General features: G+C 55.3%; 15 protein-coding genes. 13 read left to right on the top strand and 2 right to left on the bottom strand.

The features are described from left to right. Nucleotides 1-6: 6 nt before the first annotated feature. The 8 genes from GCU45_RS13190 to GCU45_RS13155 all read left to right on the top strand — a co-directional run bounded on the left by GCU45_RS13190 (nucleotide 7) and on the right by GCU45_RS13155 (nucleotide 7772). A complete protein-coding gene (locus GCU45_RS13190) occupies nucleotides 7-1647 on the top strand; it encodes a response regulator (RefSeq protein ID WP_152399279.1) in 1641 nt (546 codons plus the stop codon). Between the two features lie 106 nt (nucleotides 1648-1753). Continuing rightward, entirely contained in the window at nucleotides 1754-3445 is a 1692-nt protein-coding gene (locus GCU45_RS13185) for an extracellular solute-binding protein (RefSeq protein ID WP_152399278.1), read from the top strand. A gap of 195 nt (nucleotides 3446-3640) precedes the next feature. Next, the gene (gene pqqA / locus GCU45_RS34565) at nucleotides 3641-3745 is read left to right on the top strand and encodes a pyrroloquinoline quinone precursor peptide PqqA (RefSeq protein ID WP_076175873.1); all 105 of its coding nucleotides are present in this window, start codon (nucleotides 3641-3643) and stop codon (nucleotides 3743-3745) included. A gap of 52 nt (nucleotides 3746-3797) precedes the next feature. Beyond that, nucleotides 3798-4721, top strand: coding sequence for a pyrroloquinoline quinone biosynthesis protein PqqB (gene pqqB, locus GCU45_RS13175; RefSeq protein WP_152399277.1), 924 nt, complete (start codon nucleotides 3798-3800; stop codon nucleotides 4719-4721). A gap of 1 nt (nucleotide 4722) precedes the next feature. Next, complete coding sequence (gene pqqC, locus GCU45_RS13170; RefSeq protein WP_076175870.1) at nucleotides 4723-5433, top strand: pyrroloquinoline-quinone synthase PqqC; 711 nt, start codon at nucleotides 4723-4725, stop codon at nucleotides 5431-5433. After that, nucleotides 5430-5708, top strand: coding sequence for a pyrroloquinoline quinone biosynthesis peptide chaperone PqqD (gene pqqD, locus GCU45_RS13165; protein WP_152399276.1), 279 nt, complete (start codon nucleotides 5430-5432; stop codon nucleotides 5706-5708). The genes pqqC and pqqD overlap by 4 nt, the downstream gene beginning before the upstream one ends. Further along, entirely contained in the window at nucleotides 5699-6844 is a 1146-nt protein-coding gene (gene pqqE / locus GCU45_RS13160; RefSeq protein ID WP_152399275.1) for a pyrroloquinoline quinone biosynthesis protein PqqE, read from the top strand. The genes pqqD and pqqE overlap by 10 nt, the downstream gene beginning before the upstream one ends. Further along, a complete protein-coding gene (locus GCU45_RS13155) occupies nucleotides 6831-7772 on the top strand; it encodes a dipeptidase (protein WP_152399274.1) in 942 nt (313 codons plus the stop codon). The genes pqqE and GCU45_RS13155 overlap by 14 nt, the downstream gene beginning before the upstream one ends. Before the next feature lie 83 nt (nucleotides 7773-7855). Here GCU45_RS13155 and GCU45_RS13150 read toward each other — a convergent pair whose 3' ends face one another. After that, on the bottom strand, nucleotides 7856-8254 hold the full coding sequence (locus GCU45_RS13150; protein WP_152399273.1) for a cupredoxin domain-containing protein: 399 nt from the start codon (nucleotides 8252-8254) through the stop codon (nucleotides 7856-7858). 223 nt (nucleotides 8255-8477) lie between these two features. Between GCU45_RS13150 and GCU45_RS13145 the strand changes: the two genes are divergently transcribed. Continuing rightward, nucleotides 8478-10214: a pyrroloquinoline quinone-dependent dehydrogenase gene (locus GCU45_RS13145; RefSeq protein WP_152399272.1), complete on the top strand. Its 1737-nt coding sequence runs from the start codon at nucleotides 8478-8480 to the stop codon at nucleotides 10212-10214. 91 nt (nucleotides 10215-10305) lie between these two features. Continuing rightward, nucleotides 10306-11460 carry a carboxypeptidase-like regulatory domain-containing protein gene (locus GCU45_RS13140; protein ID WP_152399271.1) on the top strand — a complete coding sequence of 385 codons (1155 nt, stop codon included), beginning with the start codon at nucleotides 10306-10308 and terminating at the stop codon, nucleotides 11458-11460. A gap of 120 nt (nucleotides 11461-11580) precedes the next feature. On the opposite strand, the gene GCU45_RS13135 is transcribed toward GCU45_RS13140, so the two are convergent. After that, a complete protein-coding gene (locus tag GCU45_RS13135) occupies nucleotides 11581-12039 on the bottom strand; it encodes a WGxxGxxG family protein (RefSeq protein WP_152399270.1) in 459 nt (152 codons plus the stop codon). Between the two features lie 226 nt (nucleotides 12040-12265). On the opposite strand from GCU45_RS13135, the gene GCU45_RS13130 reads away from it, so the two are divergent. From GCU45_RS13130 to GCU45_RS13120, 3 genes are all read left to right on the top strand, one after another. Next, the gene (locus GCU45_RS13130; RefSeq protein WP_145026530.1) at nucleotides 12266-12520 is read left to right on the top strand and encodes a hypothetical protein; all 255 of its coding nucleotides are present in this window, start codon (nucleotides 12266-12268) and stop codon (nucleotides 12518-12520) included. Nucleotides 12521-12781: 261 nt separating this feature from the next. Beyond that, on the top strand, nucleotides 12782-13678 hold the full coding sequence (locus tag GCU45_RS13125) for an ABC transporter permease (RefSeq protein WP_152399269.1): 897 nt from the start codon (nucleotides 12782-12784) through the stop codon (nucleotides 13676-13678). 18 nt (nucleotides 13679-13696) lie between these two features. Then, a complete protein-coding gene (locus GCU45_RS13120; protein ID WP_076175851.1) occupies nucleotides 13697-14575 on the top strand; it encodes a carbohydrate ABC transporter permease in 879 nt (292 codons plus the stop codon). Nucleotides 14576-14578 lie beyond the last annotated feature (3 nt).

The raw sequence follows: 14578 nt of genomic DNA, 5'->3' as shown, positions 1-14578 counted from the left end.
CATAGAATGATTGAAATTTTACTGGTGGATGACGAATCCTATGTCACCGAAAGCATTAAAGCCACGATCCCGTGGGACGACTTGGGGATTGCCAAGGTCTATCAAGCCGACTCAGCCGAGGCGGCTCTGGCCGTTCTGTCCGAGCAGTCTATCGATATCGTCGTATCGGATATTCGGATGCCGGAAACCGACGGCCTGCGGCTGATTGAGCGGATTCAGCAGGACTGGCCGCATATCCGTTGCATGGTGCTGACCGGATATTCGGACTTTCAATATGCCAAGAAGGCACTGCAGCTGCAGGCGTTTGATTATATTTTAAAGCCCGTGAACGACGAGGAGTTCATTCTCAGCTTGTCGAATGCGATCGAATCTTTGAAAGACGAGTGGGAGGCGGCGGAGAAGGTGCATCAGTTAATGTATGCCATCAAATCAGATTCCGCCGTGCTGAAAGCGAGCCTGATGCACGATTTGGTGCTGGGCCGGACCTGGTCGCACCGGACTGTGGCGGACAAGCTGGCCCAGTACGAAATTCCGCTGCAGGTCGGCGAACCCGCCGTGCTGCTGCTCGTCCAGCTCGGACGGCAGTTTGCCCATTACGACCACCATTCGATGGCGCTGATGGAGTACGCAGTGGGAAATATCGCGGAAGAGACGCTTGCGGAGGCGTTCCATGTGTGGGGCTGCAAGGCGCCCCATGACTGTCTGGTGCTGGCGGCCGCGCTGAAAACCTCTTACCGGGAGGGCATCGAGCTGCTGCCGGATTTTGAGAAGCGCCGCCAAGCGAAGCTTCACGGGCTTGCGGAAAACTTCCGCACGCAGGTGAGCAGCTACTTGAAGGGCGATATCACGCTGGTCATCACCGACTGGTTTCCGTTCCCGGACGGCATCGCCCAGGCTTACCGGGCCGGTCTCGGCTCCTTTATGATGTCCGGCGGCCGCGAGTCCGGGGGCATCCTGTACCTCGATGACGTACGGTCACAGCCTGTCAGCCCGGTCCAATCGATGGAATCGCTGTACAAGCCGCCGACGCTGATTCACCTGCTGGAGTCCAAGCAGTGGGATGCCGCCCGGAACAAGCTTGACGAGGTTTTTACCGATTTGGAAGGGGCGAGCTACTCCCGTGAGCATCTGTACGAGGTGTATCTGCTGATGACGAATGCGTTCATGTATATGGCGCACAAGCAGGGTCAGTTTGCCTATCAAATCGACCAGTCGGGCTTTGACCTGGTCCATGACCAGGGAATGATTCTGTCTCTGGACAAGCTGCGAAGCTGGGCCTTGCGAATGCTGGACAAGCTCCGGACGGAGCTGTCGGCCAGCGATCAATATACGCGCAGCTACATTATCCACCAAGTGCAGGAGCTCGTCTCCCGCGATTTGGGGCAGGACACGTCGGTGAAGACGATTGCCGACAAAGTCTTTTTGCATCCGGTCTATTTGTCCAAAATCTATAAGGCCGAAACCGGCGAGAGCCTGGGCGATTATATTATCCGGATGCGGATGGAACGTGCGCTCTATCTGCTGAAGAAGACGAACAAAAAAATATACGAGATTACCGCCGAGCTCGGATACCAAAACCCGCAGTACTTCAGCAAAATGTTCAAGAAGCATTACGGGCTGAATCCAAACGAATTCCGGGACCAGTAACAGGTTGCAAAAGGTGCAGAAATGTTCGGAGAATGACATAGGACGCCGATTGGGGCACCTCTATAATGAAACATGTAGAAGGAATATAGATTTAAGGGGGAGCGACATGAAGGCATATACGAAAAAGGCATTGACGCTGGCATGCAGCCTGGTGCTGGTCAGCGCGCTGTTCACCGGATGCTCGGGGTCCAAAGGAGGAACTTCTGCGGATTCGGCCCAGAACCCGCCGGCTGCAGCCGAAAATGAAAACGCTTATAAAGACAAATACGACCCGCCGGTGACGATCAGCACGGTGTGGGGCGTCGATCCGGAGCTGAAGTTCAAGAACGGAGAGTCGATCGAAAATAACGTGGCTACCAAGTGGGCCAAGGACACGCTGGGCATCGAGATCAAATCGCTGTGGTCAGTGACCGATACGAACGGCGCATTTGCAACCAAGCTCCGGCTGGCGATGTCTTCCGGCCAGGAAATGCCGGATGTGGTCACCGTCGGCGATGCGCAGCTGGCGCAGGACCTGATTGATTCGGGCATGTTCCAGGATACGGGCGCGCTGTTCGACAAGTATGCCAACGACACGTGGAAGCAGGCGATGGATCAGGACAAGAACGTATGGAACCCCTATATCCGCGATGGCAAAAGAATGGGGATCCCGGTGCTCGATTATGCCTACAACCACGATTATTTGCTGTGGATCCGCCAGGATTGGCTCGACAAGCTGGGACTTGCCGCGCCGAAAACGATCGATGAGCTGGAGAAGGTCATGGACGCCTTCAAAAACAACAATCCGGACGGCCTGAAGCCGGACGAGGTCATCCCGCTCAGCATCGGATTCAAGACCACGATGAATACCTGGATGGGTGATCCGTCCTGGATCTTCGGCGCCTACGGCACCATCCCGCAGCAGTGGAACAAAGGCGCGGACGGGAAGCTGGAGTACGGCTCGATCAACCCGGGCATGAAGCCGGGGCTGCAAAAGCTGAACGAATGGTTCACCAAAGGCTATATTCCGAAGGAAGCGGCGCTCTGGGATGAGAACAAGACGTCCGAACCGGCCGTTGCCGGCAAAGCCGGAATCATTCCTGGACCTTACTGGATGAGCGGATGGCCGCTGAGCGACACGGTGAAGAACGTGAAGACGGCGGTCTGGAAGCCGATTGCCCTGCCGGCCGGGCCGGACGGGAAAGCCGGGCGCCACGGCACCCTGTTCACAAACGGCGTGACGCTGATCAACAAGGACATGAAGCATCCGGAAGCGTTCTTTACCTACCAGAACTACATGTTCGACAATTTGGCCAATTCCCAGCCGGGAGGCGTGTTCGACAATGGCCTCTTCAAGGGATACGATTACGATCTGGACGCCAGCGGCAAACCGCTCCGGTATGAGGACATCCCCGGCGGATTCGTGAACAGCCTGCGCTACCTGCTGGTGCGCGACGGGGCCCGGATTCCGGACGCGCAGATGAAGGCGCTGCTGAACCTGGCGGACGGCAAGGAAGCGACAACCCGCCTGGAAAAAGAAGTGAAGCTCAACTACGGTCTGGATACGCCGGCAGCGGCCAAGGTATTGATGTCCCAGAAGGACATCGCTTATCCGAACCTGTACACCGGCCCGACCACGGCAACCATGAAATCCAAGCTGGACTATTTGAATAAAATCGAAAACCAGACCTTTAACGAAATTATCTACGGCAAGCAAAGCGTGGATGCGTTTGATAAATTCGTCGAGACCTGGAAGTCTTCGGGCGGCGACCAAATGACCAACGAAGTGAATGATTGGTATTCCAAGCTGGGGCAATAACCGGCGCACAGAAGGGAAGCGGCATGCTGAGGCATGCCGCTTTTTTGCTTCCGTCTGCGAAGCCTATTTGCGAACCTCGCGAATTTTGACTTTGGGAGAGAACGCCTAAGAGAACACCCCTTTGCATGGTTACGTGTTATAGAATGCCAAAATACAACATATGATTAAACAGACTTGTGCTCTCTACTGGCAGGAATGGTGGGATATTTCATCAAAGGGGGTGGCGGCATGTGGGTTAAACCCGATTTTGAAGTCATAGAGGTTTGTGCAGAGGTTACCGCATACGCGTATCAGAAGTGACGAACCATGCCGGAGCAATCCGGCATCTATTTTTTTTGAGGGGGGCAGGAACATGCTGTTGAAGGTGCTGGGATCGGCTGCGGGGGGAGGCTTCCCGCAGTGGAACTGCGGCTGTCCGAACTGCCGCCGCGTGCGGATGCAGGATCCCTCATTACGTGCCCGGCTGCATAATTCGCTGGCCGTCAGCGATGATGGCAGAGATTGGGTTCTCATCAACTCCACGCCGGATATCGGTGCACAGATCGAGGCACATGCCGAGCTTGCTCCGGGCTCTTCGATCCGGCATACGCCTATTTCAACCGTGCTGCTGACGGACGGGGAGCTGGATCATACGATGGGCCTCCTCCACTTAAGGGAGTCTTCGGCAATCGACGTTTACGCCACGGCCCCCATATTGGACGCCCTGATGGAAGCCTTCCCGGTCAGGCAAATCCTGGAGCCCTATGCTTCATACCGGTGGCACGAAGTCCGGCCGCAGGAATCTTTTCCACTATTTGGGGGCAGAGTAATGGTATATCCGTTCTTCCTGGGCTCCAAGCCGCCGAGGTATGCGTCCGTCCTTCGGAATCCCGATACGGATGGGGCGTCCACATCCCCTTGGGTCGTCGGCTACCGCATGGTAGACCAGCGGACCGGAGGGACTGCTGTATACGCACCCGGTGTCGAATCCTGGTCGAACGAGCTTCATACCCAATTGGAAGCAGCCGACTACGTCCTTGTGGACGGCACCTTTTGGCATTCGGATGAGCTTCGGCGGCTGGATATTTCCGGATTGGTGGCATCCGATATGGGGCATGTCCCCATTGCCGGACCGGGTGGAAGCCTGAAGCACCTTTCCCGTATATCGGCCGGGCGAAAAATTTACATCCATATCAACAATACCAATCCGATCCTTGACGAGGCTTCTGCGGAGAATCGCAGCCTCCGGGAGCTGGGGATCGAGGTCGGTTACGACGGTTTGGAATTGGAGGTCTGACATGAACCAGCATTTGCTCTCGAACGAAGAATTAACGATGAGGCTGCGCCAGGTCGGGGAACAGCGCTATCACGACAAGCATCCTTATCACGTACGCATGCATGAAGGAAAGCTGAGTCCCGAGCAGCTTCGGGCTTGGGTGGCGAACCGGTTTTATTATCAGAAAAATATTCCCGTCAAGGATGCCATCATCCTTTCGAAGCTGCCCTCCAGGGAGGAGCGCCGCCACTGGATACAGCGCATTGTGGACCATGACGGAACAGAAGGGAGCGAAGGAGGGATCGAAGCCTGGATCCGCCTTGGCGAAGCCGTCGGCATTCCGAGAGAGGAGATGCTGGATGAGCGCCATGTCCTTCCTGCCGTCCGGTTTGCAGTCGATGCCTACGTGAACTTCTGCCGCCTGCAGCCGTGGCTCATTGCCGTAGCTTCCTCCTTGACGGAATTGTTCGCTCCCGTCCTCATCTCTCAGCGAATCGCCGTGTTTGAACAGCTGTATCCATGGATCCGTCCGGAAGGACTGGAGTATTTCCAGGCGAGGCTGCATCAGGCACCGCGTGACGCGGACCACGGTCTGGAACTCGTTCTGCGCGAATGCAAAGATCGCGGCGAGCAGGAGCAGGTCATATCCGCCCTGCACTTTAAATGCGATGTCCTCTGGGCCATTCTGGATGCGTTAAGTCTGGCGTATCCCGATGCGGAGGCACAGCGATGATCGCTTGGGGGCAGCGAGAGCAGCTCAGGCTGCGAAGTCCCGCACGGCTGAAGTTCGATAAAGCCAGGCAAACCGATATGCTCCTGCTCCCCGAACGCGTTGTCAACCTGAATCCGACGGCCGGGGCCATTCTTTGGCTGTGTGACGGGACGCGGTCGGCTCACCAAATCATCGGGGAGCTAGAGGCGAAATACAATCAATCCAATCTGCAGGAGGATGTTCTCGAGTTTCTCACGCAAGCCATTGAGCGGGGGTGGATCGAAAAGTGTCCGTAAGCATACCGTATGCCCTGTCGGCGGAAATTACCCACCGGTGCCCCCTTCATTGCGCCTACTGTTCGAATCCGGTAGAGCTCGCCAAAAGGGAGCATGAGCTGAGCACACAGGAATGGATCAGGGTATTCACGGAAGCCAGTGAGCTCGGGGTCGTGCAGCTTCACCTGACAGGCGGCGAGCCGCTCATGAGACCGGACGTGGACCAGCTGATCCGGCAGGCCCGTGAACTGGGTTTTTTTGTAAATGTCATTACCAGCGGGGTTGGCGTGACAGAGAAACGCATGCAGCAGCTGGTGGACGCGGGGGTCGACAGTATGCAGCTCAGCATACAGGCGTCCGAGCCAGGCCTGGCGGATGCGATTGCCGGCTCCCGGGCACACGAATTCAAACAGAAAACGGCTGCCTTGATCCGGGAGGCGGGGATCCCCTTACATATGAACGTGGTCCTGCACAGGCAAAATATCCACCTCGTGGAGGAAATCATCGAGATGTGTGTGTCATGGGGAGCCATTCGGCTGGAGCTGGCGAATACCCAGTACTACGGCTGGGCGCTGCTTAACCGCCAGCATCTGCTGCCGACCAGAGCGCAGCTCGCGGCGGCTGAGGAAGCTTTTTTTCGGGCCAAAGCGCGCTTTGACCGCCAGATTGAACTGATCTGGGTTCTCCCGGATTACTATGAGGATTTCCCAAAACCCTGCATGGGCGGGTGGGGCGAAATTTCGATGACGGTGACGCCCGACGGAACCGTGCTGCCCTGCACCGCGGCATCCAGCATTCATACCTTGACCTTCGAATCCGTTAAAGAGCGGAGCCTCGAATGGATATGGCGGGAATCCGCCGCCTTTAACAGCTTTCGCGGCTTCGACTGGATGGCGGAGCCCTGCCGGAGCTGTGAACACCGTTTCCGCGATTTCGGCGGATGCCGCTGCCAAGCTTACCTGTTGGCCGGCGACGCGCGGCAGGCGGATCCTGTCTGCCAGTGGTCGCCTCATCACGAACTGATATCCGATATTTTATCTTCCCTCAATCAAGACCACGATGAACCATCCGTTACTGCGCCTCATCGCCCTGTGCCTTCTTATTCCTATCGCGGCAGGTTCAAGAAGAACGGAGGAATGACCGGTGACCATATTTGACGCCCACTGCGATGTGCTGAGCAAACTGCTCGAGCATCCGCAGCTGGATTTTGTACACGAACAAGATTTGCTGGATGTCACGCTGGAACGCATGCAAAAGTCCGGCATCGGGTTCCAGAATTTTGCCGTCTATTTGCCTGAGAAGTATGCCGGAGAGTTTCGTTATGTGCTGGAGAGCATTGACCTGTTTCATGAGAAGGTGCTCGCAAGCGGCCCCATCCATTTTATACGGTCCAAGGAAGACCTCGAATACACAGAGAAGAACGGCTTGACCGGGGCGCTGCTATCGCTTGAAGGAGTCGATGCGCTGCAGGGAAACCTGGCCTATGTGCGGATTCTGCATCATCTGGGCGTCCGGAGTATCGGCATCACCTGGAATTACGCCAATTGGGCGGCGGACGGCGTCATGGAGTCCAGGAGAGCGGGATTGACCGAGAAGGGCCGGCAGCTGATTCAGGAATGCAACCGTCTGGGCATGATCCTGGACGTGTCCCATCTCTCGGAAAAAGCGTTCTGGGAGCTGGCGTCGCTGTCCGCGAAGCCGCTCATCGCCTCCCATTCCAATGCCGGCAAAATATGCCCGCGCCGCAGAAACTTGAGCGATGAGCAGATTGGCTCCATCATCCGGGCGGACGGCGTCATCGGGGTCACCTTTGTGCCGCCTTTTGTCCATGCGGAGGAACCGGTAACGATGGACCGGCTGCTCGCGCACATCGACCATATCTGCTCTCTTGGGGGCCGCCGGCATATCGGGCTGGGATCGGATTTTGACGGTATCCGTGAAAAGATCATCGGTCTGGAGCATGCGGGTAAATATCATGATCTGGTCAATTTACTGCAGAAACATTACAGCGAGGAGGACGTAGAAGGCTTTATCTGCGGCAACTGGTATCGTTTTTATTTGAAGCACCTGCCCGCGGCGACCTAATGTCTGCTTCCTGCAGCTTTCCACAAGCCATAAATCGAAAAAAAGGAGTTCCATCTTGGGATGGGCTCCTTTTTTGTTTGGTCTTAGGATACCGTAATCGTACCCGTCATATTGTCGTGGCCTGAGCCGCATTGGATCGAGCAGTTGAAGTCGTAAGTCCCGGCCTTGTCTACGGTAAAGGTGGCTGTTTGTCCGTCCTGCAAATTGACGTTCAGGTCAGGAATTTCGAAGCCGTGTACGCCATCCGCGTTTTTAAAGGTCAGCTTGACCGTGTCGCCGGCTTTCAGATCGATATTGGGCGGGTCAAAAGCGAAGTTTTTCGCTGTCACGGTAATTTCTTTGGTTTGTCCGCCGCCGGTGGACGGGGCTGTATTGTTGGCAGGCGGAGCCGCCGTACCGTTATTGCTTTTGCCGCATGCGCTTAATACCAATACGATCGAGAGCAGCGCTATCGTAAAGATCAAACGGAGTTTCGGTTTCATCGTCGTCCTCCTTGAATGCAAATCTGGGTGGTGTGTTTCTTCTTCTTCAAGATGACCGATTCGAGCCGCTTTTATACCTGCATGACATCAGCCGGAAATGCTGCTTGGGTGCAAACCAGGTGTATGTACGCAGGGCTGTATATTTTTTCTGCATGATTTTTGGTCTTGCAGGAAATATTACGTTACAACGCTTCTAATGAAAAAATGAGGAGATCGTTCCAACATGAGAAAAACTCACGTGATGATTGGCGCAGCCCTTTTAAGTACAAGCCTAGCTCTAAGCGGCTGTAATACGAATAAGAACAATAACGCAGCGACCCCGGCTCCGGCGCAAAATACAAACGAAAACAAACCATCCACGACGCCGGGAAAAGTGACGGGCACCTCTTTTAAAAACTTCGGCACCTATGGATTCGATCTGAAAAATACCCGCCATGTCCCTTATAAAGAGGTGACCGCGGCCAACGTCAAGGATCTTGGCGTGATCTGGAGCGCGGACCTGAAGGAGCTTGACAAAGACGTCAAGAACGGGAATCAGTGCTATCCGGTGTTCGTCGACGGCATCGTGTACATTACGACCGCCGGGAATCAGGTATTCGCCTTCGACGGCGCGACCGGCAGTCAAATCTGGCACTGGAAGCCGTCCGCAGAACAAGCTGCGACATTCAGCAAGTCGGGGATCATTGCCAACCGCGGCGTCGCTGTTGGGGAAGGTAAAGTGTTCATGCTGACGGTCGACAATCAGATTGTGTCCTTGGACCAGAAGACCGGCAAGCTGATCAAAATGGTGCCGATCTCCGAGTCCATCAAAGGTGTGACGCTGGAGAACGGTTATTACGAAACGACCGCGCCTGTGTATTACAAAGGCAACATTTATATCGGCAGCAGCGGCGGGGACAACGGCATCCGCGGGTTTGTCAACGCCTATAAAGCAAGCGATCTGTCGCCTGCCTGGGCTTCTCCTTTCTACACGGTCCCGCCTAAAGGCCAGGACTGGCTCGCGAACAGCAAATTCCAGGGCGGAGGCGCGGTATGGAATCCGCCGGCCATCGATGAGGAGACAGGGATCATGTACTTTGCCGTGGGCAACCCGGCGCCTGACTTTTACGGCGAGTCCCGGCCGGGAGACAATCCGCACACGGACTCGGTGGTCGCCGTCGACGCCGCTACGGGCAAGCTGATTTGGGCGAAGCAGGAAATCAGCCATGACCTCTGGGATTATGACGCCGCGGCTTCGCCGATGATCCTGAATGCCACCGTCAAAGGCAAGCAGCAAAAAATCGTCGTGCAGGGCGGGAAGTCGGGACAATGGTATGCATGGGACGCCAAGACCGGCGCTGTCGTTTGGGACGGGGTTCCTTTTGCCAAGATCGATCATCCGAAGCCGACACCGGAGGGCGTCACCGTGTATCCTGGCGTGCTCGGCGGCGAGAACTATGCTCCCGAAACGTATGATCCCGCAACGAATTACGTGCTGATTCCGGGTGTGGAACAGGGGGCCGTCATCAAGTCAGCGAAAAGCCAGACGGAAGCCTCGACACCGGACATGCCCGGAGCGGCCGCGTTCGGTACGACGACCTCGGCCCCAGCGAATGATGTGCCGTTTGGCACGATCACGGCGATGGACGTGAATACCGGTAAAAAAGCCTACCAAATCAAGACGAAGGATCCGATGCGCGGAGGCTTTACGAGCACGACGACGGGACTGGCTTTCTACGGCGAGCTCGACGGGAAGATCAACGCCCTGGATATTAAAAACGGCAAGGTCATCTGGACCTTCCAGACGACGGGCAGCAGCATTCAAGCAGCGCCGGCGATTTTCGTCGTCGACGACAAACAATATATGGCCTTTACATCCGGCGGTCCCAAACCGAAAGTGTTCGTATTCGGTCTTGGCGGCGACAAAACCCAAGGCAAAGCGGGTACGGCGGAAGACACAAACGCTCACCAGAAAAAATAAGGTTCATGAAGCGGGGGGAGAGCCTATGGCTTTGCCCCTGTTTATTTGCGCAAAAGAAAAACGTCTATCATAAAGGGGAGGAATCGAATCCATGTGGTATTTGCAGCGACTGTCCATTTTGATCATGACGGTATGTCTTGCCGGATGTGCCGGGATGCCCTCGAAGCCGGTATCCTCGGAGGCTCGTGCATCGTCGCAAGCGGCGGACCATGGCGTACAGCTGACGGTTGATTCGTCGTCCTTGCGGCTTAAGCAGTGGAAGTCGGACGGGTCCCATATGACCTCCGTTCACGGCAGGCTGCTCCTCGACAATCAGCCTGTGGCCGGCGCCACGGTGCATACGAGCCAGAGCCAAATTGACGTTCCCACAGGGAAGGACGGATCGTTCACCCTGACCGTTGACCAGAGCCTCCTGGCTGAGACTAAAATCAGCATCGCTTCCCTTAAGGACGCCACCGTATCCGGGAAACATCTAACGCCGGAAATGTCGAAGCGGCTTCTTACTGCTTCGGCCATGCTCAGCGTAAATTATCCGATTGAGGTGCTGAAGGTGGAAGACGATCCTGAGGATGCGTCCAAGGTCCAGGTTCACGGACGGGTCATCGCCGGCAGCGGTGACGTCGTATCTTATTTTCAAGTGGATAAATACCGGATGGGCGGGGTTGTCAAAGACGCGAACGGCAGACCGGTCGAGAACGCAGTGGTCTGGTTTGACCGGGATCAAGGCGAAGGCTTCGGAAAATCGACGCCGACCGATCAGGACGGCAGATATTCCATTTTCTATTGGCCTGAGGATGAAGAAACAAATCTGTCGGTCACGATCGGCACCAAGAGGTACACGCTTCCTGAAGGCAGGGTATTCAAGATGCCCGAGAACACGAGCGTGGAGATCGACATCACACTGCCGGAAGAGGGTACGGTCATCACGGATCATCCTCCGTATCTGGTGAGCCGGACATCGTCTGGCGCGATGTACACCGGAGTTCTGGTCGGACTGAGTCTGCCCAAGGATGTCCCTTATTCCGTCACCATTCCGAACAAGCGAGGGGAATTTACCGTGACCGTTGCCAAAAAGGTGTGGAAGCAGCGGCCGGCCTTTTTCGAGACCCGGATGTCCAAATTCGTCGAGGGGCGCTTAACTTGGGGCGATACCCTTCCGGCCGGTTTTGTTCAGCCTGCCGCTGAAGACCCGAAGCATATTCCGTTTAAATATGATGAACGTCCGGCTCACTCTACAGCCATTTAGATAGCGATACACAACTGAATGTGCTGTTGATTGATCGACCGGAGTCGAAGCACCAAAAATCCCTGACCTACATTTTAAGTAAGTCAGGGATTTTTATGATAGCTGACTATTTAGGGTAAACTAACCGCGGTCTCGTTCCGGGTTTCCTTTGCGCATGCCGGCTAATCCGATCAGACCCAGCAGTCCGAGCCAACCCCAGCCTCCGCCGCGGTTCCTGTCCGTCGCTGCGTTCGTCCGGATTCGGTTATTGTCAGTCAGCAAATTCGTATTGGATCCGGTGTAGTTGTTTGTTCCCATCCGGCCGGTGTTGTTCGTTCCGTAATTCGTATTCAAGTATTGGCTGCCTGTTCCTGTGCCATATACGCTGACATGGTATTGGGATGTCGTTCCGACATTGTTCACCCGGTAATGCGAACCACCGGTGGATTCGGTTCCGAGGGTTCCCGTGCCCATACCGGTGCCCATGCCGCCATTTCCGCCGTCTTGCGCCGTTCCAGCCGCCCCATAAGCAAAGGCCGGAGCAGCCAGCATCAAAGACATGCCTGCAATCAATACACCGATTCTTAACTGTTGTCTCATTGAGGCTACCTTCCTTCGGAGTATGTTTTTAAACTTACGTTATTGTGTCACGGAAGAAGTGAGCTTATACAGATGGGGAGCCAGGGGCTTTTTAACGGTTATACGGGAATATTCGATTTTGTCCACGACATATATATCACAAAAGGCAGGAAACAAAGAACTTTGGCGTGCAGGCCTATTGCTTGTCGATTCAGGTTATAAGGAAACAGGCGGGGGAGTGTGTCGAATGGGAAAAATGAATTTAAGGTCGTCCGTAAAGGGCGCAGTGATGGGGGCTGCCATGACCGGAGGGTGGCTGCTTGCCGATCTGCTGCTGCCGGAGCCCTGGGGTGATGTGGTTTTATTTGGAGCGATGGCGGTTTTGAATATAGGCATCGGCTGGAAAATCGGCAGAATGTTCGATCAGCGCGAAGCGCAGGAAGCCGGCACCCATGGCGAGGCGGCGCATGCCAACAGCCCGGCCAGCCTGGAGTCCCGATAATAGAATGAGTGAGCAGGAAACCGGTGAAAATCAATTTGATTTTCACCGGTTTTTTGGATTCGGCATGCTTGGCTTCATGAACTCTCCATTGGCGGAGGCAAGGCTCAGCAGGGGGACAAGCCCTTCGCGGATCCATGCCTGCAATTGGTTGCAATAGTGCCATTTATGTTGGTTTTATGAGCTACGACGACATTTGGGCGGTTGCTATAATGACGGTACCAAAAGAGAAATTGGCATTCCAAGAGGGGGGAACGACCTTTTATGAACCGTCTAAAAAGAACCTGGCCGCTGCACGTCATGCTGCTGCCGGCGCTGGTGTTTCTGGTCATTTTCAGCTATGTGCCGATGGCGGGGATCATCATGGCCTTTCAAAATTTTAAGCCCTGGCTCGGTTTCACCCAATCCGAGTGGGTTGGACTGGACAACTTCCGCATGCTGTTTGAACGGCAGGACAGTATGGAGGTGATCTGGAATACGCTGATCATTTCCGCACTCAAGATCGTGCTGAACCTGCTGGCGCCGTTTACGTTTGCGCTGCTGCTCAACGAAGTGCGCAGGGCGTTCTTCAAGCGTTTCGTTCAGACGCTGGTCTATTTGCCCCACTTTTTGTCATGGGTCATCCTGGGAGGCATTCTGCTGGATTTTCTGTCCACGGACGGCGGGTTTCTGAACCGCATCCTGAGCTCCTGGTTCGGCATCCAGCCGATCTTTTTCCTTGGCGATAACAACTGGTTCCGGTTTACCGTCATTGCCTCGGACGTATGGAAGGAGTTCGGCTTCGGCACGATCGTATTCCTGGCTGCGCTCGCGAACGTAAATCCGTCCCTTTACGAAGCGGCGGAGGTTGACGGGGCAACCCGCTGGAAGCAGACGCTCCATATTACGATTCCGTCCATGCTGCCGATCGCAGTGGTCGTCGGAACGCTGGCGCTGGGCAACATTTTGAACGCGGGCTTTGACCAAATTTTCAACCTGTACAATCCGCTTGTGTACCAGAAAGGGGATATCATCGACACGTTCGTGTACCGTACCGCGATTCTGAACGGAGAGATGGGGCTTGGCACGGCGATCGGTCTGTTCAAGTCGGTCATATCGATGATCCTGATCCTCATTTCGTACCGGCTGGCCTACAAGCTGGCGAACTACCGGATTTTTTAAGAGGGGGATATCAGAAGGATGTATCATAAAACCGCTTCATACCGCATATTTTCGGTCGCCAATACCCTGGTGCTGCTGTGCCTGTCGCTGATGTGCATCATTCCGCTGCTGCATGTGCTGGCGGTGTCGTTCAGCGCCAAGTCGGCGGCGGACGCCAATCTGGTCGGCCTCTGGCCGGTGCAGTTCTCGACGGAGGCCTACAAAAAAACGATCGACAACCCTGTGTTCCTGCACTCCATCTGGGTTTCGGTAAAGCGTACGGTGCTGGGCACCGCGCTCACGCTGCTGCTGGCCTTTCTGGCGGCCTATCCGCTGTCGAAGGAAGCTTCGGTCTTCCGGGCGAGAAACGTGTACTCCTGGGTGTTCGTGTTCACGATGATCTTCAGCGGCGGGCTGGTGCCGTTCTATATCGTCATCCAGAAGCTGCATCTCATCAACTCCTTCTGGGTGCTCGTTCTGCCAGGGGCGGTCAACGTGTATCTCACAATATTGCTGCTGAACTTTTTCCGGGGGATCCCGAAAGAGCTGGAGGAAGCGGCGTTTATCGACGGTGCCGGGCATTTCCGTACCCTCTTCTCGATTTTTCTGCCGGTATCGCTTCCTTCGATCGCAACGCTGGCGCTGTTCAGCATGGTGTTTCACTGGAACTCGTGGTTCGACGGGCTGCTGTACCTGAACAATGCCAAGCAGTTTCCGCTGGCGACCTTCCTGCAGACGGTCATTGTGCAGAAGGATATGAGCACCATGAGCATCGATCCGAAAGAGGTGGCGCTGCTCTCGCAGAAAACGGTCAACGCCGCCCAGATCTTCATCGGCGCGGTGCCGGTGCTGCTGGTATATCCGTTTTTGCAAAAATATTTCGTCAAGGGCCTAGTCATGGGCTCGGTTAAGGAATAGGAG

It is taken from the genome of Paenibacillus cellulositrophicus (assembly GCF_009363095.1).
Taxonomy (GTDB): Bacteria; Bacillota; Bacilli; order Paenibacillales; family Paenibacillaceae; genus Paenibacillus_AQ; species Paenibacillus_AQ favisporus.
Note: the sequence above shows the minus strand (reverse complement) of the source record. Positions and strands in the feature narration are given on the sequence as shown.

What these genes read in the sequence shown, in the direction of transcription:
- GCU45_RS13190 (WP_152399279.1), top strand. Translation starts at nt 7, where the DNA reads ATGATTGAAATTTTACTGGTGGATGACGAATCCTATGTCACCGAAAGC.
- GCU45_RS13185 (WP_152399278.1), top strand. Translation starts at nt 1,754, where the DNA reads ATGAAGGCATATACGAAAAAGGCATTGACGCTGGCATGCAGCCTGGTG.
- pqqA (WP_076175873.1), top strand. Translation starts at nt 3,641, where the DNA reads ATGGTGGGATATTTCATCAAAGGGGGTGGCGGCATGTGGGTTAAACCC.
- pqqB (WP_152399277.1), top strand. Translation starts at nt 3,798, where the DNA reads ATGCTGTTGAAGGTGCTGGGATCGGCTGCGGGGGGAGGCTTCCCGCAG.
- pqqC (WP_076175870.1), top strand. Translation starts at nt 4,723, where the DNA reads ATGAACCAGCATTTGCTCTCGAACGAAGAATTAACGATGAGGCTGCGC.
- pqqD (WP_152399276.1), top strand. Translation starts at nt 5,430, where the DNA reads ATGATCGCTTGGGGGCAGCGAGAGCAGCTCAGGCTGCGAAGTCCCGCA.
- GCU45_RS13150 (WP_152399273.1), bottom strand. Translation starts at nt 8,254, where the DNA reads ATGAAACCGAAACTCCGTTTGATCTTTACGATAGCGCTGCTCTCGATC.
- GCU45_RS13145 (WP_152399272.1), top strand. Translation starts at nt 8,478, where the DNA reads ATGAGAAAAACTCACGTGATGATTGGCGCAGCCCTTTTAAGTACAAGC.
- GCU45_RS13140 (WP_152399271.1), top strand. Translation starts at nt 10,306, where the DNA reads ATGTGGTATTTGCAGCGACTGTCCATTTTGATCATGACGGTATGTCTT.
- GCU45_RS13135 (WP_152399270.1), bottom strand. Translation starts at nt 12,039, where the DNA reads ATGAGACAACAGTTAAGAATCGGTGTATTGATTGCAGGCATGTCTTTG.
- GCU45_RS13130 (WP_145026530.1), top strand. Translation starts at nt 12,266, where the DNA reads ATGGGAAAAATGAATTTAAGGTCGTCCGTAAAGGGCGCAGTGATGGGG.
- GCU45_RS13125 (WP_152399269.1), top strand. Translation starts at nt 12,782, where the DNA reads ATGAACCGTCTAAAAAGAACCTGGCCGCTGCACGTCATGCTGCTGCCG.
- GCU45_RS13120 (WP_076175851.1), top strand. Translation starts at nt 13,697, where the DNA reads ATGTATCATAAAACCGCTTCATACCGCATATTTTCGGTCGCCAATACC.